Raw genomic sequence first — 24,573 nt, 5'->3', positions numbered from 1 at the left:
GCGGCCCGGGCGGCGCGCCGCAACCGCACGATGGTCGGGCCGGCCGCCCTCAGGCGATGATGTCCGGGGTGAGCTGGTCCTCCAGGAAGCTGATCCGGTCCCGCAGGGCGAGCTTGCGCTTCTTGAGCCGCTGGACCTGCAGCCGGTCCCCGCTCGCGAGCTGCATCAGCGCCTCGATCGCGTCGTCGAGGTCGCGGTGCTCCTCGCGCAGGCGCGCCAGCTCCGCCTCGTACTCGGCCGCCGATTCCGCACTCAACTCGAACGCCATATCGTCCATCCCGACGCCCTGCGCGGAGGATGCGCCAGGCCGCCGATTCCAGCAAGGCGGAGGTTGGGGGGCTGGCCCCGCCGCGCGGGCGTCCGGCCCGTTCTCCCTGCGTCGTGTCGTAGCGGAATCCTCGCCCGGCGCGCCCCGGCGGCATCGTCGAAACGCCGCAACGGCAACGCTTCCGGGATGGCGGGCAACGCTGAACCGCCGTGCTGCCGCGAGTGTCGTCCTGTCGTCGCCGCGGCGTCACCGTGCAGTGCAGCGACGAATGCCTTCGACAGGCGCCCCGGCCTGTGGCAATCTGCTTATGTCGCAACCATGACAGGAGGACTCAGCCGATGTCGCTGCAGACGCATCTGTCCGAACTCGAGCGCAAGCACGAGGCGCTCGAGCGCGAAATCCAGGACGCGATCTCCCATCCCTCGACCGACGACCTCCGGGTGGTCGAGCTCAAGCGACGCAAGCTGCACCTCAAGGACGAGATCAACCGACTTCGCACCAGCGCGGCGCGCGTGGTGCACTAGGCTCCGCGCCGCCAGACCTCGGGCGGCCCCGTTCGAACGGAACGGAAGTCCCGGCGACCGCGTGGCGGTCGGTGCGGTGAGGATCCCGACACCGTCCCGGTTCGGACGAGGCGCTCGCGGTCCAGGCGAGCCATCCCCCACGACACTCCATCGACACGCCGCGCCGCGGTCGCGCGGCCGCCGCGCCGGCCCCTCGCACGATTCTCTGCGCACCGGTTCCGCAGAGCGATCGAAGGCCGCCGGCGGCACGGTTTCTCAAGGCCCGGCCTGTCCCAAGTCCCCCTCCCAAGTCCCCCCAAGTCCCCCTTGTCTCCGGATCTCCGTCCGCCCCGCTCCCGCCATGCGGGGCCGAACGGGCCCGGGAAGAGGGGGGACCTCATCGGCCGCGCCGCATCATCCGCTGCCCGGACGATCACGTCCGGGCAGCGGATGATGCGGGATCCGCTTGATCGCAGCGGATCCCGGATCACGAGCCTGCGCGGCGCGTGAGCGAAGCCGACATCTGCATGGTGACGCAACCCGTCGGATGTCGTGTCACAGCGCTTTCGCCATCTCCCGCAGCACGAATTTCTGGATCTTGCCGGTCGACGTCTTCGGGAGTTCCGTGAAGACGACGTGCTTGGGCACTTTGTAGCCGGCGAGCGATTGCCGGCACCAGCCGATCAGCTCCTCGGCCGAGACCATCTCGGACCCTTTCAGCTCCACGAAGGCGCAGGGCGTCTCGCCCCATTTCTCGTCCGGCTTGGCGACGACCGCGGCCGCCGCCACGGCCGGGTGCTTGAACAAGGCCTCCTCCACCTCGATCGACGAGATGTTCTCGCCCCCCGAGATGATGATGTCCTTCGAGCGGTCCTTGAGCTGGATGTAGCCGTCCGGGTGCTTGACGCCGAGATCGCCCGAGTGGAACCAGCCGCCCCGGAACGCGGCCTGGGTGGCGGTCGGGTTCTTGAGGTAGCCGCGCATCACCACGTTGCCGCGGAACATCACCTCGCCGAGGCTCTGCCCGTCCGCCGGCACCGGCCGCATCGTCTCGGGATCGAGCACGTCGAGCGCTTCGAGGGGCGGGTAGCGCACGCCCTGGCGCGCCTTGCGGGCCGCCTGCTCGGGCTTGGTCAGCGCGTCCCAATCCGCGTGCCACTCGTTGACCACCGCCGGCCCGTAGGTCTCGGTGAGGCCGTAGAGGTGGGTCACGTCGAAGCCCGCCTCCGCCATGCCGGCCAGGACCGCCTCGGGCGGGGGGGCGGCGGCGGTGAAGAACGACACCCGGTGCGGCAGCGCCCGGCGCTCCGCCGCGGGCGCGTTCAGCAGGAGCTGCATCACGATCGGCGCGCCGCAGAGATGCGTGACGCCGTGATCGGCGATCGCGTCGTACATCGGCTTGGCCCGCACCTGCCGCAGGCAGACATGCGTGCCCGCCACCACCGACAGGGTCCAGGGAAAGCACCAGCCGTTGCAGTGAAACATCGGCAGGGTCCAGAGATAGACCGGGTGCTTGCCGAGGCCGGTGGTGATCACGTTGCCGACCGCGAGCAGCGAGGCGCCGCGGTGATGGTAGACGACCCCCTTCGGATCGCCCGTGGTCCCGGACGTGTAGTTGAGCGAGATCGCGTCCCACTCGTCGCCGGGCAGGGACCAGGCGTGGGCGGGGTCGCCGGAGGCGAGGAAGGCCTCGTAATCCAGGCTGCCCAGGCGCTCGCCCTCGCCGCCGAATTCCGGGTCGTCGTAGTCGATGACGAGCGGCCTGACCTTGGCGAGCGCCAGCGCCGGCTTGATCACCCGCGCGAATTCCCGGTCGGTGATCAGCACCTTGGCCTCGCCGTGATCGAGGCAGAAGGCGATGATCGCCGCGTCGAGGCGGGTGTTGAGGGTGTTGAGCACGGCGCCGGTCATCGGCACGCCGTAGTGGCACTCGATCATGGCCGGCGTGTTGGCGAGCATCACCGCCACCGTGTCGCCGCGCCCGATCCCGCGCGCCGCGAGCGCCGAGGCGAGCCGGCGGGTGCGCGCGTAGAGGTTCGCGTAGGAATGCCGCAGCGGCCCGTGCACCACCGCCACGTGGTCCGGAAACACGGTGGCCGCGCGCTCCAGGAAGGTGAGGGGCGTCAGCGGCTGGAAATTGGCCGGATTCCGGTCGAGGCCATGGTCGTAGATGGTCCCGGCACTCATGCGGATGCCTCCCGTGGCGCGTCGCGCGCCCCTGGCGCAATGTAGCGGGCCGCCGCGGCGAGAAAAATCGCAAGATGCGGGCCGTCCCACCAAAGGCGTAGGCGCATCGGCGGATTCACCGGCGCCGGCGGGTCGCTTAAAGCTCACCCCAACCAGGAGCCGCGGCGCCGGACCGGCGCCCCGCGGCCCGACCAGGGAGGCAGGCCATGGCGCCGCTCGGGAGCACGACGCAGAGCCGCTACGCGGAGGTCTACGGGGCCTGGAAGGCGGATCCCGCCGGGTTCTGGGCCGAGGCGGCCGGCGCCATCGACTGGCACCGGCCGGCCGACCGCGTCTTCGACCCGCAGGCCGGGATCTACGGCCGCTGGTTCGTCGGCGCCGAGGTCAATGCCTGCCACAACGCCGTCGACCGCCACGTGGCGGCGGGCCGCGGCGAGCAGGCGGCGATCCTCTACGATTCCCCCGTCACCGGCACCAAGCGGCGCATCACCTACGCCGAGTTGCAGGACGAGGTCGCTTTCCTCGCCGCCGTGCTGCAGGATCTCGGCGTCGGGCGCGGCGACCGCGTCGTGCTCTACATGCCGATGGTGCCCGAGGCGCTGTTCGGGATGCTCGCCTGCGCCCGCCTCGGCGCGGTCCACTCGGTCGTGTTCGGGGGCTTCGCCGCCAAGGAACTGGCCGCCCGCATCGAGGATGCGGCCCCCAAGGTTGTGCTCGCGGCCTCCTGCGGGATCGAGCCGGGGCGGGTCGTCGCCTACAAGCCCCTCCTCGACGAGGCCTGCCGGCTCTCCGCCCACAGGCCGCTCGCCTGCCTGATCCTGCAGCGCCCCCAGGCCGAGGCCGCCCTGGCGGCCGGACGCGACCGCGACTGGGCCGCGGCGGTCGCCGAAGCCCGCGCCGCCGGGCGGCGGGCGCCCTGCCTGCCGGTGGCCGCCACCGACCCGCTCTACATCCTGTACACGTCCGGCACGACCGGCAAGCCGAAGGGCGTGGTGCGCGACACGGGCGGCTACCTCGCGGCGCTCGCCTGGTCGATGCCGAACCTCTACGGCATCCGGCCCGGCGAGGTGTATTGGTGCGCCTCCGACGTCGGCTGGGTCGTCGGCCATTCCTACATCGTCTACGGGCCGCTCCTGCACGGCTGCACCACCGTCCTGTACGAGGGCAAGCCGGTCGGCACGCCCGATGCGGGCGCCTTCTGGCGGGTCATCGCCGAGACCGGGGCCGTCGCCCTGTTCACCGCGCCGACGGCGCTGCGCGCGGTCAAGAAGGAGGATCCCGAGGCGTCCCTGCTGCGCGGGCACGACCTGTCGGGCTTCCGCACCCTGTTCCTGGCGGGCGAGCGGGCCGATCCGGACACCGTCGCCTGGGCGGAGCGCATCCTCGCCGTGCCGGTCGTCGACCATTGGTGGCAGACCGAGACCGGCTGGCCGATCGCCGCGAACCCGGTCGGCCTCGGCATCCTGCCGGTCAAGCACGGCAGCCCGACCGTCGCCATGCCGGGCTACGACGTGCAGGTGCTCGACGAGGGCGGCAGGCCGGTGCCCCCGGACACGATGGGCACGATCGCGATCGCGCTGCCGCTGCCCCCCGGCTGCCTGCCGACCCTCTGGCAGCAGGACGAGCGCTTCCGCGAGAGCTACCTCGCCACCTTCCCGGGCTACTACAACACCTCGGATGCCGGCTTCCTCGACCGCGACGGCTACGTCTACGTCATGGGCCGGACCGACGACATCATCAACGTGGCGGGCCACCGGCTCTCCACCGGCGGCATGGAGGAGGTGCTGGCCTCCCACCCGGCCGTGGCCGAATGCGCGGTCATCGGCATCCGCGACAGCCTGAAGGGCGAGGTGCCCTGCGGCTTCGTGGTGCTGAAATCCGGCGTCGCCCGCTCCCCCGTCGAGGTCGAGGGCGAGCTGGTGGCCCTGGTGCGCGAGCGCATCGGCCCGGTCGCCGCCTTCAAGCTCGCCCTGACGGTCGGGCGGCTGCCCAAGACCCGCTCGGGCAAGATCCTGCGCGGCACGATGAAGAAGATCGCCGACGGCGAGCCCTGGACCACCCCGCCGACCATCGACGATCCCGCCATCCTGGACGAGATCGGCGCGACCCTGCGGGCGCGCGGCCTCGGCTGAGACATGCCCGCGGCGCGGGGATGATGCGCGGGGAGGCCCGGAGGGCTTTCCGGGCGGGCGCGCCGCGTCCAGATAGACGCGGTCCGCCAACGGAGGTCTCCCGCATGACCGCGCCCCGCCTGTTCGAGCCCCTGCGCCTCGACAGCCTGGAACTTGAGAACCGCATCATCATCGCCCCGATGTGCCAGTACTCGGCGCGGGACGGCGAGGCGAGCGACTGGCACATGATGCATCTCGGACAGCTCGCGATGTCGGGCGCCGGGCTGCTCACCCTGGAGGCGACCGCCGTGTCGCCCGAGGCGCGCATCACCTCCGGCGATCTCGGCCTCTACAACGATGCCTGCGAGCGCGAGCTCGGCCGCGTGCTGGCGGCGATCCGCGATTACGCGCCGCGGCCGATCTGCATCCAGCTCGCGCATGCGGGCCGCAAGGCGTCGAGCCAGGCCCCCTGGGACGGCGGCGCGCAGATCGCCCCCGACCATCCCTACGGCTGGCTCACCGAGGCGCCCTCTCCGCTCCCGCACGCGGAGGGCGAGGTGGCGCCGCGCGCCCTCGACGCCGCCGACCTGAAGCGCATCCGCGACGACTTCGTCGCCACCGCCAAGCGGGCCATGCGGCTCGGCATCGACGCGGTCGAACTCCACGCCGCGCACGGCTACCTGCTGCATCAGTTCCTCTCGCCCCTCTCCAACCAGCGCGCCGACGTCTATGGCGGCAGCCTGGAGAACCGGATGCGCTTCCCGCTCGAGGTGTTCGACGCGGTGCGCGACGCGGTGCCGGCGGGCAAGCCGGTCTGGGCGCGGGTCTCGGCGACGGATTGGGTGGAGCAGGGCTGGGAGGTCGAGCAGACCGTCGCCTTCGCGCAGGCGCTGAAGGAGCGCGGCGCCGCGGCGATCCACGTCTCCACCGGCGGCGTCTCGCCCAGGCAGAAGATCGCCCTCGGCCCGGGCTACCAGGTGCCCTTCGCCGAGCGGGTCCGGCAGGCGACCGACCTCGTCACCATCGCGGTCGGCCTGATCACCACGCCGGCCCAGGCCGAGCAGATCCTGCAGGAGGGGCGGGCGGACGCGGTCTCGCTCGCCCGCGCCATGCTGTACGATCCGCGCTGGCCCTGGCACGCCGCGGCCGAACTCGGCGCCCGCGTGCACGCGCCGAAACAGTACTGGCGCTCGCAGCCCCGCGAGTTCAAGGAACTGTTCAAGGACGCCGCCTTCGGCCAGCGCTGAGCGCGCCGCCGATCGCGTCCTCACCGGGCCGGGAGGCGGAAACGGTCGCTGGAAAGCCGACGAGCCCCCGCCCGGAGGGCGGGGGCCGCGCCGCCGCGGGCCATCAGTTGGGCTTGTGCGCCACGTCGCCGCCGCGGTCGATCAGCTCGCCCTGGAGGAGGTAGAGCGGCGACTTGTAGTAGAGTTTGATGTCGTGGAACGGGTCGGTGAGGATCTTGGTCGCCCAGACCAGGCCCGTCTGCACGCTCTGCGTCAGGCAGAGCTGCGCCACCCGGAACAGCAGGCCGCCGACCGCGATCGCCAGCCAGATCAGGCCGACCTGCCGCATCACGTCCAGCGGACCCTCCGGCTCCGCGAACAGGCCGAAGAAGGTCGGGTCGTAGTAGAGCGGCAGCGGCGACAACGCCCACACCGCCATCAGCACGACCTTGCGCTGCAGGTTGTAGCCGACCTTGATCTCCTCCTTGTGCTCGTGGGTGGCCTGGTTCACCTCGTCGTAGCCGTGCGGCTCGAAGAAGAAGTGGCCCGCCTGCCGGGACAGCATCGAAACCAGCCAGCCGATCACGGCCGCCATGGCCGGGTCCTTGAACGCCATCGCGTAGGCGACCAGGAAGCTCACCGCGCTCACGAGGTGCAGCGACTGGTTGATCCGGCTGTGGTGATAGTAGCGGTGGTCGTCCCAGCGCTGGATCCGCAGCGCCTCGAGAAAGCTCGTCATCGCACCTGTCTCCTCTCATGCCCGATCCGCTTGATCCCTTCGGGATGGCGGATTTGGGCTTCGCTCAGGCGCCGCGCGGGCTGGTGATCCGCTTGATCCCTTCGGGATGGCGGATTTGGGCTTCGCTCAAGCGCCGCGCGGGCTGGTGATCCGGGATCCGCCTGGATCAACCGGAACCCGGATCCGGGATCGCGTGGGAATGGCCTCAGCCGGCCGCCTTCCGGATGCGGATCAGGCAGAAATGGCCGAGCGGCGGCAGGGAGCGGCGCTCCACGATGGAGACCCCGCCATGGGCCTCGGCCCAGCGGGCGTAGCGGCTCCACGAGAACTCGGTCCGCCAGCCGAGGCGGTTGGCGATCGGCGAGAAGGCCTTCTCCAGCGCCCCGCGCAGGCCGCCCTCGGCCCCGATCCGCGTGGTGATCACGATCTCGCCGCCCGGCCGCACGACGCGGGCGAACTCGTCGAGGGCGGCCTCCGGGTCGGGCACGGCCGTGACCACGTACTGCGCCACCACCACGTCGAAGGCGCCGTCCGGGAAGTCGAGATGCTCCGCGTCCATGACCGCGAGCCCCTCGACGTTCTGCAGGCGCAGGCCGCGGACGCGCTCGCGGGCCTTCTCCAGCATCGGCTCCGAGATGTCGACGCCGTAGAGCCGCGTCGTGCGCCGGTAGGCCGGGAGCGAGATGCCGGTGCCGACGCCGACCTCCAGCACGCGGCCGCCGACCCGCTCGGCCGCCTCGATCGACAGGCTGCGCCCCCGCGCGAAGACGCGGCCGAACACCAGGTCGTAGACCGGCGCCCAGCGGCCATAGGCCTTCGCCACCGCGTCGGTGTCGAGATCCCGCGCGGGCATCGCGTCCGCCGTCGCGGCGTGACTGTGGGGCATGGAGGACATCGCTTCGGCTCTCCGGATGGAAGGGGGCTGCCGCGCGCTCGGCCGGGACGGCGCCGCGCCGAGGCGGGCGCACCGTTCCGGATTCCGTCGCATCCCCCCTCGGGCGCTCCGAGCGGTAGAGGATGTCCTTAACAGAAGCATGACGACTTCAATCCGTCACGTCGCTTCCGGCCGCGCCCGAGCAGAACCGGCCCGTCCCGCGCCCCGCAACGGGGCCGTTTTGCCAGCTATATTGTGACGTCACTGCGACACGCGGCGCCATCTGGCCCGCCCGCGGCGGCTTCCCGCGGGGATGATAGGCGATGAGCTGGCTCAATTCTATCCGGCGCAAGGCAGATGCTGGGGCTGTGTCCCGGGCGTCACGGCCGCCGATGACCGGCCCGCCGGCCCGTGATAAGGCGCGCGCAGGCGGGGAGGTGCGGATGGACGGGACCGAGCGACACCTGCGGGAGAGGATCGTGGCGCTGTGCCGCGAGATGAACCGCAACGGCCTCAACCAGGGCACGGCCGGCAACATCTCGGCGCGGCACGGCGCGCGCATGCTGCTCACCCCGAGCGCCACGCCCTACGACCTGATGACGCCCGAGATGATCGCCGCGATGCCGCTCGACGGCGACGGGAGCGTCTGGGAGGGCCCGCTCAAGCCCTCGACCGAGTGGCGCTTCCACCGGGACATCCTGCGCAGCCGCCCGGATGCCGGGGCGGTGGTCCACGCGCACCCGACCTTCGCGACGGCGATCGCGATCACCCGCCGGTCGATCCCGGCCTGCCACTACATGGTGGCGGCCTTCGGCGGCCACGACGTGCGCTGCGCGGGCTACGCGCTCTACGGCACCGAGGCCCTGTCGCGGGAGGCGCTGGCGGCCCTCCGGGACCGCACCGCCTGCCTGCTCGCCAACCACGGCATCATCGCGATCGGCGAGAGCCTGGAGAAGGCGATGTGGCGGGCGGTCGAGCTGGAGACGCTCGCCAAGCAGTACCATCACAGCCTGCAGCTCGAGGGCGGTCCGGTGATCCTCTCGCGCGCGGAGATCGACGCGGTGCTGGAGCGCTTCGCCGATTACGGGCTGCGCGGCGCGGCGGCCGGCACGCCCTGAACGGTCGGATCTTACGACATCCGGTTGATGGCTTCGCCATCTCCGACTTCGGCCATGCGGATGTCGGCGTCGCTCAGGCGCCGCGCTCAGGCGCCGCGCGGGCTCGTGATCCGGGATCCGCTCGATCGAGCGGATCCCGGATCAGGCGGCCGGCCGCAGCCGGTCGATCTCGCCGAGCGCCCGGTCGCGCCCCGCCCGCACCTCGGCCAGCATGTCCTCGAAGGCGCCGCTCTGGCAGGCCACTTCCAGGCGCTTGCACAGGCCCGAGAGCTCGGCGAAGCCGAGGGTCCCGGCCGAGGCGATCAGGCCGTGGGCGTCGCGGGCGAGGCGCTCCGGGTCGGCGCCGCAGAGCTTCTGGTCGCTCAGCCGGTCGCGGATCTCGCGGGCGAGCTCGTCGAGGAAGTAGCCGAGGCGGTCGGCGCCGAGCAGGCCGACCACGTCGTCGTAGACGATGCGGTCGAGGGCCTCCCGCGACGGGCCCGGCCGGGCGCCGTTGATCCAGCGCTCGATCACCGCGTGCAATTCCTCGCGCCGGAAGGGCTTGCCGAGATGGTCGTTCATCCCGGCCGCGCGGAACTCGGCCACCTGGCTCGGCAGGACGTTGGCCGTCATGGCGATGATCGGGATGGTGCAGACGGGCGGGCGCAGCGCCCGGATGTGGCGGGTGGCGGTGACCCCGTCCATGCCCGGCATCTGCACGTCCATCAGCACGAGGTCGTAGCGGTTGACCTGGACGGCCGCGATCGCCTCCAGCCCGTCATTGGCCACGTCGACGCTGTGGCCGCCCTTCTCCAGCACGGCGCGCGCGAGGTCCTGGTTCACGATCAGGTCCTCGACGAGGAGGATGCGCGCCGGCCGCACCGCCGGGGGCGGCGCCGCGCAGGCGGCCGGCGGCGCCTCGTCGGCCTCGGGCAGCAGCACCTCGAACCAGAAGGTCGAGCCCTCGCCGGGGGCGCTGCGCACGCCGATCGCCCCGCCCATCAGCTCGATCAGCTTCTTGGAGATGGCGAGCCCGAGCCCGGTGCCGCCGAATTCCCGCCGGATCGAGCCGTCGACCTGGCTGAAGCGCTTGAACAGCCGCGCCTGCTGCTCGGGGGCGATGCCGATGCCCGTGTCGGTGACCGAGAACCGGATCGGCCAGCCGCCCGCCCCGTCGCCGGCCTTCTCGACCGCCAGCACGACCCGCCCGCGGCGGGTGAACTTGAGCGCGTTGTTGAGGAAGTTGAGCAGGATCTGGCGCAGGCGGTTCTGGTCGCCGACGAGGGCCCGCGGCAGGGCCGGATCGAGCTCGACGCGGATCTCCAGCCCCTTGCGCTCGGCGAGCTGGCGCACGATCGCGACGGCGTTCTCGATCAGGCCGTCGAGGGCGAAGGGCACGAGGTCGAGATCGACCTGCCCCGCCTCGATCTTCGAGAAGTCCAGGATGTCGTCGACCACCGTGAGCAGGGCCGAGCCGGCCGAGCGGATCCGGGAGGCCTGCAGGTGCTGCCTCTGCGTCAGCTCCGCGTCGTCGAGCAGCATCTCGGTGTAGCCGATCACGCTGCTCAGCGGCGTGCGGATCTCGTGGCTCATCGAGGCCAGGAAGTCGGTCTTGGCCTGGCTCGCGTGCTCGGCCTGGATGCGCGCCGCCTCGGCCTGCTCGCGGGCCGCGGCGAGTTCCGCGTCGACCGCCTTGCGGGCGGTCACGTCGCGGGCGACGTCCACGAAGCCGAGCGGCGCGAGGTCGCCCTCGTCGTACAGGACGGTCGGGTTCACCTCGAGCCAGACGTCGTGGCCGTGCCGGTGGCGCACCCGGTACTCGAACTTGGCGCGCGCGCCCGGGCCGGCCTCCACCAGGGCGCTGTAGCGCCGCATCACCATCGGACGGTCGTCCGGGTGGATGTGGGAGAGGGCCGAGCGGCCGAGGAGCTCGTCGGCCGGGTAGCCGATCACCCGCTCGACCGCCGGCGAGAGGTAGCGCAGGACGCCGTTGAGGTCGGCCCGGGCGATGATGTCCCCGGTGCGCTCGGCGAGGAGCCGGTGGCGCGCCTCGCTCTCGCGCAGGGCCGCGTCGGCGGCCCGGCGGGCCGTCACGTCCCGCGAGGCCACGATCACCGCCTCCTCGGGCGTGCCGGGCTTGGTGAGCAGGAGCGTCGATTCCACCCAGACGTAGTGGCCCGCCTTGTGGCGCAGCCGGTGCTCGCTCGTGCGCCGGGGCGAGTCGGGCGTCAGCGCCGTCACCTCCCGGCGCACGCGGTCGAGATCGTCCGGGTGCAGCCGCTGGTCGGCCCGCAGCTGCGCGAATTCCTCCGGCTCCCAGCCCACCACGGCCCGGGAGGAGGGCGAGACGTAGACCCGCCCGTCGCGGCCCCGCGGCCGCAGCGAGATCAGGTCGGTGGCGTTCTCCGCGAGGAGCCGGTAGCGATCCTCCGCGCTGCGGCGCTCGGTGATGTCGGTGAGGGTCTGGATGAGGCCGCCATCCTCCGTGCGGACCGTGCGGATCTCCAGCACGGTCCCGTCGGCGTTGCGCCGCTCCGCGATCGTGTGGGTGGCCTCCGGATCCTCCTCGGAGAGCTGGAGGGGGGTGTCCGAGACGAGGGTGCCCCAGTGGGGGCTCAGCCGCGCCCGCGCCCGCACCTCCCGGTAGCTCGGCCGGCCGGCGATGAACTCCTCCGAGAGGCCGAGCCACTCCCGCGCCCGCCGGTTCGCCACCTGGACCGTGCGGTCCGGCCCGACCAGGATCACCCCCTGATCCATGCAGTCGAGGGTCTTGCCGAGGAGCGCGGCGGCGCGCGTCGCCTCCGCCACCGCCGCGGCCTCGCGCACCGAGGGCGCAGCCCGCTCGCGCTCGCCCGGGGCGTCCTGGGCGAGGCGCCGCCGCTTTCGCCGCAGCACGACCGAGGCGGTCGCCGCGAGCGCCACCAGGGAGGCCGTGAGGCCGAGCGACGCGCTCTCGAACCATCCGGCCGGCAGGTCGGGCACGGACGCGGCGGCCGGCGACGCCGCCACGCAGGCCGCCGACGCCGCGCAGGCGGGCCGGTCGCGGCGGGCGGCGCGCAGGCGCGGCCAGCGCGCGCGCCGCGCCCCGAATCCCGCGTCGCTCCGGTCCTCACCCATAAATCCGCCTAACCTGGCCACGGCCACGCTGCGCTGGCCCTCGCTTGCAAAGCCCCCAGGCTCCCCACGGCTGGCGTCGAGGCTGCCACCTGACGCATCGGCCCGAGCCTTGTCAACGTTTTGGATTGCGCGCGATCGAAAGCGGCGCGCGATCCCATCGCCCGCGTCAGGCCGCGCTCCCCTCGAACGCCGCGCCCAAGTGCTGCCACGCGATTCGACAGTCGTTCGTCTACGAATAGCAGCTGAGGCCGAGCGATGGGAAGATGTCCTAAAGGCAAACTCGCCCGGGAAGCGCGGCGCCCGGGCCGGCCTCAGCCCCGGGCCGCGTCCTGGAAGGACCGAATCGCCGCGATGATGGCGGAGGGACGGTAGGGCTTGGTGAAGAAAAGGCTGCCGGGGGTGAGGCGCGGGGCGGCGCCGGAGAAGCCGGTCGCGTAGATCACGCGCAGGTCCGGGCGCAGGCGCACGGCCTCCTCGGCGAGGCGCCAGCCATCCATCGCGCCCGGCAGGCGGATATCCGTGAACAGGAGGTCGATCGCCGCCTCGCCGGCGAGGGCCGCGAGGGCCGCCTCGGCGGTCCCGGCCTGGATCACGGTCAGGCCCGCATCCTCCAGCTCGGCCGTGACGAGGTCGAGGAGGAGGAGTTCGTCCTCCACCACGAGGACGTTCGCGATCCGGCCCCGACTCATCTCACGCCAACCCCGCATCGGCCGGCAGCGATGCTACCGGCTCGGACGCGTTCCCGGAAGACGCGTCGCGGGCGCCGTCCACGCCCGGCGCGCGCGGGAGGTAGATCTCCACGGTGGTGCCCTCGCCCGGGCGGCTGTGCAGGGCGAGGTGCCCGCCCGATTGCCGCACGAAGCCGAAGACCTGACTGAGGCCGAGCCCGGTGCCGCGCCCCTGCGGCTTGGTCGTGAAGAAGGGCTCGACCGCCCGCTCCAGCACCTCCGGGGGCATGCCCCGGCCGGTGTCGCGGACGCTGATCCGGACGTAGTCGTGCTCCGCCAGCGACGGGATCCCTCGGGCGTCCGCCCGCGGGACGTTGCGCGTCGCGAGGGTGAGGGTCCCGCCGGCATCGAGGGCGTCGCGGGCATTGACCACGAGGTTGAGAACGGCGCTCTGGAGCTGGTTGCGGTCGATGCAGGCCGGCCAGAGCCCGTCCTCGAGCTCGGTCGCCAGCCGCACCTCCGGCAGCATGGCGCCCGCGACGAGGTCCGTCATCCCGCGCAGCAGCGCGTTGATGTCGAGCCGCTCCGGGATCAGGGGCTGCTGGCGGGCGAAGGCCAGGAGGTCCCGCACCATGGCGGCCGCCCGCTCGCTCGCCCGCATGGCGCCCTGCAGCGTCGTCTCGCCGATGCCGCGCTCGGGAACGAGGCGCTGCAGCCGCTCCAGGCTCCCGACGATGATCCCGAGGAGGTTGTTGAAGTCGTGGGCGAGGCTGCCGGTGAGCTGGCCGATCGCCTCCATCCTCTGCGCTTGGCGCAGCATCGCCTCGGCCCTCTCCCGCTCGGCCACGGCCTCGCGCAGGGCCGCCAGCGCCGCGTCGTGCTCGGCGATGCGCCGGGTCAGCGCCGCGTTGACGGTCCGCAGCTCCGAGGGGGAGGGCAGGGCCAGGAGGCGCGGCAGCAGCGGCCAGAGCATGATCGCGGTCACGACCGAGGCCGCCGCGGTCACCACCTTCACCAGCGCCTCGATGCCGTAATCGGGCACGAACAGGGTCCAGATCGCGAGGAGGTGCGTGGTCCCGCAGGCCAGGATGAAGAGTGCGAAGCACCAGAACATCCACCCGAAGGCGACGTCGCGCCGCTGCGTCACCAGCACCCCGAGGGCGACAGGGATCGAGAGGTAGGACAGACCAATCAGAAAGTCCGCGACGACATGGGTCCAGATCAGCTCCGGGCGCCAGAGCAGGCAGATGCCATGTGGCGACAGGCTCCCCGTCTCGAGCAGTCGGCCGACGAAGTCGATCATGTGGACATCACCTGAAGTCGGCCGCCGCGCAGCCGGTGCGAGTATGGCGGCTCGCGCGCGGGCGCGCATCCGTTTCCTTCACGAAATCATGGCGGGGGGGTGCCTGTCGCTGCGGCGTGGCCGGGCCGGCCGGCCGGCCCGGGAACCTTGCCCGACCACGCGCATTGGGGTCGCACGCCCCATCCCACGTCCCTCGGCAGCCCGCCCTCGGGTGCGCCGCGGGACGTCGCGCTGCGGAGGGGCTTGGCGAAACCGAACGGGATGGGATCGGATGTGCGGGATCTGCGGCGAAATCCGGCTGGACGGCGCCCCGCCCGACGCGGCGGCGGTCCAGGCCATGGCCGGGCTGCTTCGCCCGCGCGGCCCTGACGCGGGCGGCAGCTTCTCGCAGGGGGCCGTCGCCTTCGGCCACCGGCGCCTGAGCATCCTCGACCTGAGCCCGGCCTCGCAGCAGCCGATGGTCGACCCGCAGCTCGGCCTCGCCGTGGTGTTCAACGGCTGCATCTACAATTTCCGCGACCTGCGCCAGGACTTGCGGGACAAGGGCTACGTCTTCTTCTCGGACGGCGACACCGAGGTCATCCTCAAGGCCTACCACGCCTGGGGGCCGGCCTGCGTCGAGCGCTTCTACGGGATGTTCGCCTTCGTGCTCTGGGAGCGCGACAGCGGCCGGATCCTGATCGCGCGGGACCGGCTCGGCATCAAGCCGCTCTACTACGCCGAGGCGGGCGGGCGGCTGCGCTTCGCGTCGAGCCTGCCGGCGCTCCTGGCGGCGGGCGACGTCGACCGGACGATCGATCCGGCGGCCCTGCACCACTACATGAGCTTCCACGCCGTCGTGCCGGCCCCGCTCACCATCCTGCGCGGGGTGCGCAAGGTCCCGCCCGCGACGACGATCACGATCGAGCCCGACGGCACCCGCCGCCAGCGCACCTACTGGGAGGCCGCCGTCGGCGAGCGGCCCGAGGATGCCGGCATGGCGGAGGACGACTGGCGCGAGGCCGTGCTGGCGACCCTGCGCAGGGCCGTGGAGCGGCGGCTCGTCTCGGACGTGCCGGTCGGCGTGCTCCTGTCGGGCGGCCTCGACAGCTCGATCGTGGTGGCGCTCCTGGCCGAGGCCGGCCAGAGCGGGCTCAAGACCTTCTCGATCGGCTTCGAGAGCGTGGGCGGCGAGGCGGGCGACGAGTTCACCTACTCGGACGTGATCGCCGAGCGCTTCGCCACCGATCACCACCGCATCCGCATCGATTCCTCCCGCGCCCTGCCGGCCCTGCACGGGGCCGTCGCGGCGATGGCCGAGCCGATGGTCAGCCACGACGCGATCGGCTTCTACCTTCTGTCCCAGGAAGTCTCCAAGCACGTGAAGGTCGTGCAGAGCGGGCAGGGGGCCGACGAGATCTTCGGCGGCTACCACTGGTACCCGCCGATGATGGAATCGCGCGACCCGGTCGCCGACTACGCCCGCGTCTTCTTCGACCGCGACCACGCCGAGATGGCGGAGGCGCTGGCGCCCGACCTCCTCGGCGGCGACGTGAGCCGGGACTTCGTGGCGGCGCATTTCGCCCGCCCCGGCGCACCGCGCCCGATCGACAAGGCGCTGCGCATCGACACCGAGATCATGCTGGTCGACGACCCGGTGAAGCGCGTCGACAACATGACCATGGCCTGGGGCCTGGAGGCTCGGGTGCCCTTCCTCGACCACGACCTCGTCGAGCTCGCCGGCCGCGTCCCCGCATCCCTGAAGATCCGCGACGGCGGCAAGTACATCCTGAAGGAGGCCGGACGGCGGGTCGTGCCCTCCGAGGTGATCGACCGGCCGAAGGGCTACTTCCCGGTCCCGGCCCTGAAATACCTGCGCGGGCCGTTCCTCGAACTGGTGCGCGACGTGCTGAACGAGCCGGTGGCCCGCCAGCGCGGCCTGTTCAACCGGCCCTACGTCGAGCGCCTGCTCGCCGAGCCGGAGGCCCACATGACGCCGCTGCGCGGCTCCAAGCTCTGGCAGGTCGCGCTGCTCGAATTCTGGCTCCAGACCCACGCGATCTGACCGCCATGGCCTCTCCCGATCCGAACCCGCCCAGCCCCGAGCCCGCCGCGGCCCGGGCGGAGAACGTCGCCGTCTCCTGCGGCTGGGGCCGGCTGATCTTCGGCCAGACCTTCCGCGATCCCGCCGACCTGGTCGATTGCCTGCTGCAGGAGGAGCCGGGCCACCGCGACGTCGCCTTCTACGTGTCGGAGCCCCACGTGGTGCTGGCGCTCGCCCCGACCGAGCTCTTCCTCGACCCGTCCCACGCCTTCCGCCTCGACCTCGGCGACCTCCCGGCGGAGACGGAGGCGCCGCGGGGCTTCCGGGTGCGGCCGGTCGCCGGGCCGGCCGACATCGAGGAGATCAACCGGATCTGCCGGGCCCGCCACATGGTCCAGATCGACCCGGCCCACGCCTGGCCCCCCCGCCCGGGGGGGCTCCTCACCCACTTGGTGGCGGAGGATGCCCAGACCGGCGCCGTCCTGGGTGCGGCGACCGGCATCGACCACGCGGTGGCCTTCGGCGACCCGGAGGACGGCTCCTCGCTGTGGTCGCTCGCCGTCGACCCGCAGACGCCGCATCCGGGGGTCGGCGAGGGCCTGGTGCGGGCCCTCGCGGCCCATTTCCGCCAGCGCGGCCGGGCCCTGATGGACCTGTCGGTCATGCACGACAATGCCCAGGCCATCGCCCTCTACGAGAAGCTCGGCTTCACGCGCCTGCCGACCTTCACCATCAAGACGAAGAACTCCTTCAACGAGAAGCTCTATATCGGGCCCTCGCCGGAGGCGGCGCTGAACCCCTACGCGCAGATCATCACCAACGAGGCGCGCCGGCGCGGCATCACGGTCGAGGTGGTGGACGAGCCGACCTCGATCTTCCGCCTGACCCATGGCGGGCGCAGCTTCGTCTGCCGGGAGAGCCTGTCCTCGGCGACCTCGGCCACCGCGATGACCATCTGCGACGACAAGGCCCTGACCCGCCGCCTCCTCGCCGGGGCGGACCTGCGCGTCCCCGACCAGACGGTCGCCGGCGACGCGGCGGCGTGCCGCGCCTTCCTGGAGCGGCACGGCGCCGTGGTGGTGAAGCCGGCCCGCGGCGAGCAGGGCCGCGGCATCGCCGTGAACCTCACCACGCCCGAGGAGATGGAGGCGGCCATCGCGGAGGCGCGCACGCTCTGCGACACGGTGCTGCTCGAGGAATTCGTCGAGGGCAGCGACCTGCGGGTGATCGTGATCGACTTCAAGGTCGTGGCGGCGGCGATCCGCCGGCCCGCGCAGGTGATCGGCGACGGGCGCCACACCCTGCGCGAGCTGATCGAGCGCCAGAGCCGCCGCCGGGCGGCGGCGACCGGGGGCGAGTCGCGCATTCCCCTCGACGACGAGACGCGGCGCTGCGTCGAGCGGGCCGGGCGCCGCCTCGACGACGTCCCGGAGGCGGGCGAGACGCTCCTCGTGCGCCGCACCGCCAACCTGCACACGGGCGGCACCATCCACGACGTGACCGACGAGATCCATCCCGACCTCGTCGCGGCCTCCGTGAAGGCCGCCCGCGTGATCGACATCCCGGTCGTCGGGCTCGACCTGATGGTGCCGGACGTGCGCCGGCCGGAGCACTGGTTCATCGAGGCCAACGAGCGGCCCGGCCTCGCCAACCACGAACCGCAGCCCACCGCCGAGCGTTTCGTCGACATGCTCTTCCCGCAGACCATCACCGCCGCCCGCATCCGGAGGCCCTTCGCGTGAACAGGCCTTTCGCGGCGCACTCCGCCGGGGTGCGGATCGACATCGACTACATGCTCGACGTCCTCAAGCGCCTGATCGAGATCCCGAGCCCGACCGGCTACACCGATCAGGCGGTGCATTTCTGCGGGCGCGAGCTGGAGCGCCTCGGCGTGCCCTTCGAACTGACGCGGCGCGGCGCCATCCGGGCGACCCTGCGGGGCGCCGGGCCGGGGCCGGCCCGCGCCATGGTCGCGCATCTCGACACGCTCGGGGCGATGGTGCGCCAGCTCCAGGAGAACGGGCGCCTCGGCCTCGTCCCGATCGGGACCTGGTCGGCCCGCTTCGCCGAGGGCGCGCGCTGCACGATCTTCACCGACCGGGGCAGCTACCGCGGCACGATCCTGCCCCTCAAGGCCTCGGGCCACACCTACAACGAGGAGGTCGACACCCAGCCGGTCGATTGGACCAACGTCGAATTGCGGGTCGACGCCTTCGCGTATCGCCGGGACGATCTGCGCCGGCTCGGATTCAACGTCGGCGACTTCGTCGCCATCGACCCGAACCCGGAGATCTCGCCCCGGGGCTACATCAACTCCCGCTACCTCGACGACAAGGCGGGCGTCGCCGTGATGTTCGCTGCCATGAAGGCGATGGCGGATGCCGGGCGCAGGCCCACCGTCACCACCTACATGCTGTTCACCATCGCCGAGGAGGTCGGGGTCGGCGCCTCCTCGGTGCTGCACGGCGACATCGCCGAGATGGTGACGATCGACAACGGCACCGTCGCGCCCGGCCAGGGCAGCCGGGAATCCGGCGTGACGATCAGCATGGCGGATTCGGCCGGGCCCTTCGACTACCACCTCACCCGCCGCCTCATCGAGCTCTGCGAGGCGAACGACATCCGCTACGAGCGCGACGTGTTCCGCTTCTACCGCAGCGACAGTGCCTCGGCGCTGGAGGCGGGCAACGACCTGCGCACGGCGCTGATCTGCTTCGGGGTGGATTCCTCGCACGGCTACGAGCGCACCCACGTGAACGCCCTGCGCTCGCTCGCGGAGCTCTCCTGCCTCTACCTGCAGAGCGACGTGCTCTTCCGAAGGGACGTGAAGCCCCTCGGGCCGCTCGCCGACTTCCCCCACCAGGAGAGCGAGACCGCCGACCCGCAGGCGGACATCCAGGAGGGCGCGATCCCGCCGGATTGAGGCGCGCGGCCGCGACGCCGCACTGGGCGGGCGCCCGCGCCCGGCGTATCAGGGCGGCGCGCCGCGCCGGACCTCCCGCGCGAGCCGTCCCGGCCGAGCCCCGCCATGCCCGTCACCTCCCGCCGCACCGACGTCGCCGTGATCGGCCTGGGCGCGGTCGGCGCCGCCATCCTGTACCAGCTCGCCCGCCGCGGCGTGCGCGTCCTCGGCCTCGACCGCTTCAGCCCGCCCCACACCCAGGGATCGAGCCACGGCGAGACGCGGATCACCCGGGAGGGCGTCGGCGAGGGCGAGGCCTATCGGCCGCTGGTGTGGGAGAGCCACCGCATCTGGCGCGACCTCGAGGCGCGCACCGGCGAGAAGCTGCTGACCGCCTGCGGCCTCGTCCTGATCGCCCCGGCCGACGGCGCCTCTCTCGCCCACGGCCGCTCGGACTTCGTCGGGCGCTCGGCCGCGGCCGCGCGGGCGGGCGGAATCGCGCACGAGGTGATCGACGCGGCCGAACTGGCGCGGCGCTTTCCCCACTTCGCCGGGCTGCGCGGCGGCGAGCAGGCCTACCTGGAGCCCGGCGGCGGCTACGTGGCGCCCGAGCGCTGCATCGCCGCGCAGTTGCGGCTCGCCGCGGCGCACGGCGCCGAGATCCGCACGGACGCGCCCGTGCGGGCGCTGCGGCCGGAGGCGGCCGGCGTGCGCGTCGAGACCGACGCGGGCGCGGTCACGGCCGACCGCGTCGTGGTGGCGGCGGGCGCGTGGCTGGGGCCGCTCCTCGGTCCCCCGTTCGACGCGCTCCTCACCGTGAACAGGCAGGTGCTGCACTGGTTTCCGGTCGATCCCGGCGCCCCGTTCCCGGCGCGCGCGCCGGCCTTCATCTGGATCGCGCCGTCCCCCGGGGTGGATTTCCTGTACGGTTTCCCGCCGCTTCCCGGCGAGGCCCGGGTCAAGCTCGGGACCGAGCAGTTCGTCCGCCCGAGCCGGGCCGAGGAGGCCCGCGCCGCGGATCCGGCCGAGGCCGAGGCCTTCTACGCCTCGCACGTCGCCGGGCGCCTCGCCGGGGTCGCGCCCGGGGCGGTCGCCTCCGCCGCCTGCCTCTATACGGTGACGCCCGACCGGGACTTCCTGATCGACGACCATCCGGAGAGCGACCGCATCCTCGCGGTCTCGGCCTGTTCGGGCCACGGCTTCAAGCACTCGGCCGGGCTCGGGGCCGCCCTGGCCGAGCGCCTCGTCACCGGCCGCTCCCCGGTCGACCTCGCGCCGTTCGGGCTCGCCCGGTTCCGCTGATCCGCTGTCCGGACGATCACGTCCGGAGAGCGTATGACACGCTCGCGCGGCGCGTGAGCGCCGCCGAGATCCGCTTAGCAAAGCAATCCGTCGGATGTCCTGTGAGGGCCCGAGGAAACCCGGGGGCGGCGGGGCGACGCTCAGGCATTGTTTACGATCGGCCCCGCAGGATCGCGCGAGATCGAACCGCGTCCGGTGCGTGCCATGCCGCTTCCCACCCGTCCCGCCCTGGCGCTCGCAGCGCTGATCCTGGCCGCGCCGGCCGGCGCGGCCGAACTGACCGTGGTCGGGACCGGCGACGCGATCGACCTGATGCGGGCGCTCGGCGCCAGCGCCCGCGAGGCGGATGCGGAGCTCGACGTGACGGTCCCGCCAAGCATCGGCTCGGACGGCGGCATCACGGCGGTGGGGTCGGGCAAGGCCTCCCTGGCGCGGGTGGCGCGCCACCTCACCGAGGCCGAGCTCGGCCGCGGCCTGGTCTACACCCCGGTGGCGCGGCTGCCCTCGGCGATCTTCGCGCATCCGAGCGCGGGGGTGACGCGGCTCAGCGCCGAGCAGCTCGCGGGCATCTATGCGGGGCGGATCACCGGCTGGAAGGAGGTCGGGGGGGCGGATCTGCGCATCCGCGTCGTGCGCCGGGAGGAGACCGACAGCACCCTGCGCATCCTGCGCGCCAGCATGCCGGGCTGGAAGGACCTCGCGATCACCGAGCGCTCGAAGACCGCGGTCTCCACCCAGGAGGCGATCGAGACGGTGCGCTCCGTCGAGGGCGCGATCGGCTTCGGCCCCTACAGCCGCTCCCTGGAGGTCGGCACGCAGGTGCTCGCCATCGACGGCAAGCTGCCGACCGATGCCGGCTATCCGAGCGCGGGCGAACTCGCCTTCGTGCACATGGGCGGGCAGTTGACGCCCGCCGCCGCCCGCTTCGTCGCCTTCACGCAGGCGCCGGCGGCCCGGGAGGTGATCCGCAGCTTCGGCGCCGTGCCGGTGGCGCGCTGAGACTCGTCCCGACCGCCCGGGACGCCGAGCCACCGGGCCGGAGACGTGACCGTCGGGATCAGGCGGCGCCGCGCGCCGCTTCGGCCGGCGCGGCGACGGACAAGGCGCGTCCGGGCTCGGCCCTCGGCCGGCGCGCGAACAGCAGGTCGAACAGCGCGTGGCGGATCGTGCGCTTGCGCGCGGAGGCGACGAAGGGATCCGCGTAGCAGGTCGCGTTGACGCCCGCGGCGACCAGACGGACCGCCGCCACCAGCCCGGGCGAGCCCGCGACGTGCACCACGTCGCTCTCGCGCAGCAGCGGCAGGTGGGCGGTCGGACGGCCCGCGAGCCGGCCGGGCCCGGGCTCGCCGCCGCTCGCCGTGGCGATCACCCGCTCGACGCCGCTGCGGCGAAGCCAGTCGAGGGCCTCGCCCATGTAGAGGTTGCGGGGATCGCGGGCGCCGGCGATCACCATCATCTCGCGGCCGGGCTCGCGGAAGCGCGCCGCGCGAGCGATGCTCCAGATCGGCGCCCAGCCGGTGCCGGCGCCGATCAGCACGAGGCGCCCCGGCCCGAGCCGGTGGAAGGCGCTCCCGAAGGGGCCGCGGATCTGCACGTCGTGGCCGGGCCGGATCCGCCCGCCGAGCTCCGCCGAGACGGCGCCGTCCGGGACGCGGCGGATGTGGAAGATGAGTTCGTTGATCTCGCCCGAGCCGTCGCTGCGCAGCGTCGGGCTGTAGTCGCGGGCCGGGAAGCCCGCGAAGGCGCAGGACACGTACTGCCCCGGCAGGGAGGTGAGGGGCTTGGCGAGCGCGACGGTCACCTCGACGATCTCGTGCGAGAGGTCGACCATGCCGACGAGGGTGCCGCGGCGCTTCGCGACCGGCGGCACGGCGTCGAACTCGATCACCGCGTCGCCCGCCACCCGCGCCTGGCAGGCGAGAACCGTGTCGCCCTGGCGGGTGCCGGACTCGTCCACCTCCCCCGCGTAGACCCGCACCCGGCAGGTGTCGCACTGGCCGGTGGCGCAATCGTGCGGGATCACGACCCCGCCCGTCATCGCGGCGTCCACGAGCGTGTCGCCGCGCGCGGCCCGGATGGTCTTGCCGTTGACGACGAGCGAGCAGGAAGAGGCCATGGATGCGCTCCGGAAGGCGGGGATCAGCGCAGGACGACGCGGACCGGTCGGACGTGCCGGGTGTGCCGCGTCTGCGTGTGGTCGAAGACGGCGACCCAGAGATAGAGCGGCTCGCCCGGCACGAAATCCACGTCGTAGCGGCTGCCGGTCCTGAGGGCGCGGGAGACCTCGAGCGTCCAGTACCCGTCCTTCCACTTGGCCCCGCCGCTGAGGTCGGCGCGGTCGCCCTCGTAGGTGCCGGTGTTGAGGACGCCCGGGATCACCGTCCCGACCGGGATCCGGGCGTCGTCCTCCTCGGTGTAGGGCTTCGAATCCGCGCCGGTCAGCCACCAGCGGGCGCCCTCGTCCTGGTGCGTGTCCGGGTTCTTGAGGTCGAAGTGGCCGAGCGCCGCCATGGTCGCGGCCGGATCGACCGGCAGGCGCTTCGGCTTGACCGGGCCGGCATAGCCCCCCGGACCCTCGAACGGGAAATTGTAGCTGTAGATCGTCGAGCCCGGGTCGTTCCAGTAACCGCCCTGGTAGCGGGCGCGCTTCCGGGCCTCGTCCGGCGTCGGCTCCCGCGGCGGGCCCATGTACTGGTCGTCGACGTGGCCGAGGAGGCCGCCGCGGGACGACTTCCACTGCCACATGTCCACGTAGGAGCCGTCGGTCGTGTAGTGCAGGCCGCGCTGGTTGAGCGAGGAGGGCTTGTCGGGCAGCGGCCGCGGGCCGAGATGGGTGACGCCGCCGGCGCCGAACCCGTCCGAGTGGGAGAAGATCGCCGCGAACTTGTCCTCGTAGAAGTCGACCACGTCGGCCTCGCCGGCCCGGCTCGCGTGCACGTGCCAGCCGTCGGCCTCCTTGATCATCGGCACGCGGGCGATCGAGCGGGTCGGATCCTGCCAGCGGAAGGCGAAGTAGATCCTGGTGCCGTCCTGGACGGCCCGGATCTCGACCGTGGACTCGCCGGTGCCGCCGAGATTGGCACCCTGCTGGGTGCGCACCCGCACCGGCCGCGCCGCCCGCCACGCCGCGTCGTCGAGCACGCCGTCGAGGGTCGGCGCCTGGGCGACCGTCTCGACGGTCAGGGTGTCGCGGTCGACGAGGTCGAGGCCGACCGCCGCGGCCACGGCCGGCACCGTGACCAGCCCGGCGACCAGCATCGGCCGGCGGCTGCGCTGCGCCGGATTGGGGGCGAGCGCCGCCGGGCGGAAGATCCGCAGCCATTGCCGCCAGCCGCCATACCCGAAATGGCCGACGAGGTGCAGCAGCGTGTAGGCGAGGGTGCCGTAGGCCGCCGCCTCGTGGATGGTCACCACGAGGCCGCCATGGCCGAGATAGAGCAGGATCCCGGTCGCCGTCAGGACGATCACGAGGCCGAAGAGCAGCCAGTGCAGGAGCACGTTCGCGCCCATCCAGCGCAGCTGGGCGTTCTGGGCGAGCTTCAGCGCCCGCGCCTTGCGCAGCGCGACGCGGTTGGCGAGGCCGCTGCGGGCCATGTAGGCGACGTAGGCGACGGAGACGCCGAAGAGCAGCAGCCCGGCATAGATGTGGACGGTCCAGACCTCGCCCTGGGGCAGGATCGGGGAGAGCCAGCGCGCCACGACGGCGTCGAGCGCGTCGGCGGAGATCCGGAGGCCCGTGACCAGGCTCGCCGTCATGGCGACGGCGCTCGTCCAGTGCAGGATCACGGTCCCGACGTCGCTCGTCGGCAGCCCGCTCCCTCTGGGTTGCAATCTCGGTCGCAAACCGTCCGTCGACTGGGGCTGCGCGCCCGCCAAGCGATCCTTCGACACCATCTCGTTCATGACGGCCCCCGGGCGGCACGCAGCCGATCGCCAGACTTTATGCTTGCTCGTAAGAAAACTTTATCCAAGCTCGCCCGGGTTGCAACGCGCGGTTCCAGCATCGGGCGATTTTTTTGGGTATGGTAAACCGCAGCTTGGCCGAGGACTGCCATCCTGATCCGCTGGGGAATGGCTCACTCACGATGTCGACACCGAGGCCGTCCCGATCTTCCTGCAATGTCGCTCCGCTGCGGCAATTCGCCGAAAGACCAGCGACAGTCCAGGCGGTCGCGCGGCCCCGCGAAGCTGCCCGATCGGCCGCTCACCTCAGGTTGCATCTTGCGGCGCCGGTTTCGTCAGGGCGCGCCGCC

Annotated in this window: 18 protein-coding genes; 9 read left to right on the top strand and 9 right to left on the bottom strand. The window is 72.5% G+C overall.

From position 1 onward, the window contains the following. Positions 1-49 precede the first annotated feature (49 nt). Positions 50-268 carry a YdcH family protein gene (locus tag QA634_RS13640; protein ID WP_012332536.1) on the bottom strand — a complete coding sequence of 73 codons (219 nt, stop codon included), beginning with the start codon at positions 266-268 and terminating at the stop codon, positions 50-52. A 338-nt stretch (positions 269-606) separates the two neighbouring features. On the opposite strand from QA634_RS13640, the gene QA634_RS13635 reads away from it, so the two are divergent. Beyond that, entirely contained in the window at positions 607-792 is a 186-nt protein-coding gene (locus QA634_RS13635; RefSeq protein WP_012332535.1) for a YdcH family protein, read from the top strand. Between the two features lie 534 nt (positions 793-1,326). Here the strand turns inward: QA634_RS13635 and QA634_RS13630 are convergent. Further along, positions 1,327-2,958 (bottom strand): acyl-CoA synthetase, encoded by a 1,632-nt coding sequence (locus QA634_RS13630; RefSeq protein WP_012332534.1) that lies wholly within the window; start codon positions 2,956-2,958, stop codon positions 1,327-1,329. 206 nt (positions 2,959-3,164) lie between these two features. Between QA634_RS13630 and QA634_RS13625 the strand changes: the two genes are divergently transcribed. Further along, positions 3,165-5,090, top strand: a complete 1,926-nt coding sequence (locus tag QA634_RS13625) for a propionyl-CoA synthetase (protein WP_012332533.1) — start codon at positions 3,165-3,167, stop codon at positions 5,088-5,090. Between the two features lie 104 nt (positions 5,091-5,194). Beyond that, positions 5,195-6,316 carry an NADH:flavin oxidoreductase/NADH oxidase gene (locus QA634_RS13620; RefSeq protein WP_012332532.1) on the top strand — a complete coding sequence of 374 codons (1,122 nt, stop codon included), beginning with the start codon at positions 5,195-5,197 and terminating at the stop codon, positions 6,314-6,316. A 103-nt stretch (positions 6,317-6,419) separates the two neighbouring features. Here the strand turns inward: QA634_RS13620 and QA634_RS13615 are convergent, their stop codons facing one another. Together QA634_RS13615 and QA634_RS13610 are read right to left on the bottom strand one after the other, a co-directional pair. Beyond that, entirely contained in the window at positions 6,420-7,034 is a 615-nt protein-coding gene (locus tag QA634_RS13615; protein WP_012332531.1) for a hypothetical protein, read from the bottom strand. Between the two features lie 205 nt (positions 7,035-7,239). After that, a complete protein-coding gene (locus QA634_RS13610; protein ID WP_012332530.1) occupies positions 7,240-7,929 on the bottom strand; it encodes a class I SAM-dependent methyltransferase in 690 nt (229 codons plus the stop codon). A gap of 422 nt (positions 7,930-8,351) precedes the next feature. Here QA634_RS13610 and QA634_RS13605 point away from each other — a divergent pair, with 422 nt between their 5' ends. Further along, the gene (locus QA634_RS13605) at positions 8,352-9,026 is read left to right on the top strand and encodes a class II aldolase/adducin family protein (protein ID WP_012332529.1); all 675 of its coding nucleotides are present in this window, start codon (positions 8,352-8,354) and stop codon (positions 9,024-9,026) included. 141 nt (positions 9,027-9,167) lie between these two features. Here the strand turns inward: QA634_RS13605 and QA634_RS13600 are convergent, their stop codons facing one another. From QA634_RS13600 to QA634_RS13590, 3 genes are all read right to left on the bottom strand, one after another. Beyond that, positions 9,168-12,122 (bottom strand): PAS domain S-box protein, encoded by a 2,955-nt coding sequence (locus QA634_RS13600; RefSeq protein WP_012332528.1) that lies wholly within the window; start codon positions 12,120-12,122, stop codon positions 9,168-9,170. Between the two features lie 311 nt (positions 12,123-12,433). Next, positions 12,434-12,811, bottom strand: a complete 378-nt coding sequence (locus QA634_RS13595) for a response regulator (RefSeq protein WP_012332527.1) — start codon at positions 12,809-12,811, stop codon at positions 12,434-12,436. Position 12,812: 1 nt separating this feature from the next. Further along, on the bottom strand, positions 12,813-14,093 hold the full coding sequence (locus QA634_RS13590; protein ID WP_012332526.1) for a sensor histidine kinase: 1,281 nt from the start codon (positions 14,091-14,093) through the stop codon (positions 12,813-12,815). A gap of 271 nt (positions 14,094-14,364) precedes the next feature. Between QA634_RS13590 and QA634_RS13585 the strand changes: the two genes are divergently transcribed. From QA634_RS13585 to QA634_RS13565, 5 genes are all read left to right on the top strand, one after another. Next, positions 14,365-16,137 (top strand): N-acetylglutaminylglutamine amidotransferase, encoded by a 1,773-nt coding sequence (locus QA634_RS13585; RefSeq protein WP_012332525.1) that lies wholly within the window; start codon positions 14,365-14,367, stop codon positions 16,135-16,137. Positions 16,138-16,142: 5 nt separating this feature from the next. Next, positions 16,143-17,858, top strand: coding sequence for an N-acetylglutaminylglutamine synthetase (gene ngg / locus QA634_RS13580; RefSeq protein ID WP_012332524.1), 1,716 nt, complete (start codon positions 16,143-16,145; stop codon positions 17,856-17,858). After that, entirely contained in the window at positions 17,855-19,039 is a 1,185-nt protein-coding gene (locus QA634_RS13575) for an osmoprotectant NAGGN system M42 family peptidase (RefSeq protein WP_012332523.1), read from the top strand. The genes ngg and QA634_RS13575 overlap by 4 nt, the downstream gene beginning before the upstream one ends. 105 nt (positions 19,040-19,144) lie before the next feature. Then, positions 19,145-20,320 carry an N-methyl-L-tryptophan oxidase gene (gene solA / locus QA634_RS13570; protein ID WP_012332522.1) on the top strand — a complete coding sequence of 392 codons (1,176 nt, stop codon included), beginning with the start codon at positions 19,145-19,147 and terminating at the stop codon, positions 20,318-20,320. A 204-nt stretch (positions 20,321-20,524) separates the two neighbouring features. Further along, positions 20,525-21,319 (top strand): PstS family phosphate ABC transporter substrate-binding protein, encoded by a 795-nt coding sequence (locus QA634_RS13565; protein ID WP_012332521.1) that lies wholly within the window; start codon positions 20,525-20,527, stop codon positions 21,317-21,319. Between the two features lie 58 nt (positions 21,320-21,377). On the opposite strand, the gene QA634_RS13560 is transcribed toward QA634_RS13565, so the two are convergent. Then, positions 21,378-22,436 (bottom strand): 2Fe-2S iron-sulfur cluster-binding protein, encoded by a 1,059-nt coding sequence (locus tag QA634_RS13560; protein WP_012332520.1) that lies wholly within the window; start codon positions 22,434-22,436, stop codon positions 21,378-21,380. Positions 22,437-22,459: 23 nt separating this feature from the next. Further along, on the bottom strand, positions 22,460-24,223 hold the full coding sequence (locus QA634_RS13555) for an ethylbenzene dehydrogenase-related protein (RefSeq protein ID WP_012332519.1): 1,764 nt from the start codon (positions 24,221-24,223) through the stop codon (positions 22,460-22,462). Positions 24,224-24,573 lie beyond the last annotated feature (350 nt).

Source organism: Methylobacterium sp. CB376 (assembly GCF_029714205.1).
Lineage (GTDB): Bacteria > Pseudomonadota > Alphaproteobacteria > Rhizobiales > Beijerinckiaceae > Methylobacterium.
This window is presented reverse-complemented; position numbering and strand designations above follow the sequence as displayed.

Bases quoted from the DNA above. Each gene is read 5' to 3' on its own strand.
- QA634_RS13610 (WP_012332530.1), bottom strand. From the start codon at position 7,929: ATGTCCTCCATGCCCCACAGTCACGCCGCGACGGCGGACGCGATGCCC.
- QA634_RS13590 (WP_012332526.1), bottom strand. From the start codon at position 14,093: ATGATCGACTTCGTCGGCCGACTGCTCGAGACGGGGAGCCTGTCGCCA.
- QA634_RS13605 (WP_012332529.1), top strand. From the start codon at position 8,352: ATGGACGGGACCGAGCGACACCTGCGGGAGAGGATCGTGGCGCTGTGC.
- QA634_RS13595 (WP_012332527.1), bottom strand. From the start codon at position 12,811: ATGAGTCGGGGCCGGATCGCGAACGTCCTCGTGGTGGAGGACGAACTC.
- QA634_RS13630 (WP_012332534.1), bottom strand. From the start codon at position 2,958: ATGAGTGCCGGGACCATCTACGACCATGGCCTCGACCGGAATCCGGCC.
- solA (WP_012332522.1), top strand. From the start codon at position 19,145: ATGCCCGTCACCTCCCGCCGCACCGACGTCGCCGTGATCGGCCTGGGC.
- QA634_RS13625 (WP_012332533.1), top strand. From the start codon at position 3,165: ATGGCGCCGCTCGGGAGCACGACGCAGAGCCGCTACGCGGAGGTCTAC.
- QA634_RS13555 (WP_012332519.1), bottom strand. From the start codon at position 24,223: ATGAACGAGATGGTGTCGAAGGATCGCTTGGCGGGCGCGCAGCCCCAG.
- QA634_RS13635 (WP_012332535.1), top strand. From the start codon at position 607: ATGTCGCTGCAGACGCATCTGTCCGAACTCGAGCGCAAGCACGAGGCG.
- QA634_RS13620 (WP_012332532.1), top strand. From the start codon at position 5,195: ATGACCGCGCCCCGCCTGTTCGAGCCCCTGCGCCTCGACAGCCTGGAA.
- QA634_RS13615 (WP_012332531.1), bottom strand. From the start codon at position 7,034: ATGACGAGCTTTCTCGAGGCGCTGCGGATCCAGCGCTGGGACGACCAC.
- QA634_RS13640 (WP_012332536.1), bottom strand. From the start codon at position 268: ATGGCGTTCGAGTTGAGTGCGGAATCGGCGGCCGAGTACGAGGCGGAG.
- QA634_RS13600 (WP_012332528.1), bottom strand. From the start codon at position 12,122: ATGGGTGAGGACCGGAGCGACGCGGGATTCGGGGCGCGGCGCGCGCGC.
- QA634_RS13585 (WP_012332525.1), top strand. From the start codon at position 14,365: ATGTGCGGGATCTGCGGCGAAATCCGGCTGGACGGCGCCCCGCCCGAC.
- QA634_RS13560 (WP_012332520.1), bottom strand. From the start codon at position 22,436: ATGGCCTCTTCCTGCTCGCTCGTCGTCAACGGCAAGACCATCCGGGCC.
- ngg (WP_012332524.1), top strand. From the start codon at position 16,143: ATGGCCTCTCCCGATCCGAACCCGCCCAGCCCCGAGCCCGCCGCGGCC.
- QA634_RS13565 (WP_012332521.1), top strand. From the start codon at position 20,525: ATGCCGCTTCCCACCCGTCCCGCCCTGGCGCTCGCAGCGCTGATCCTG.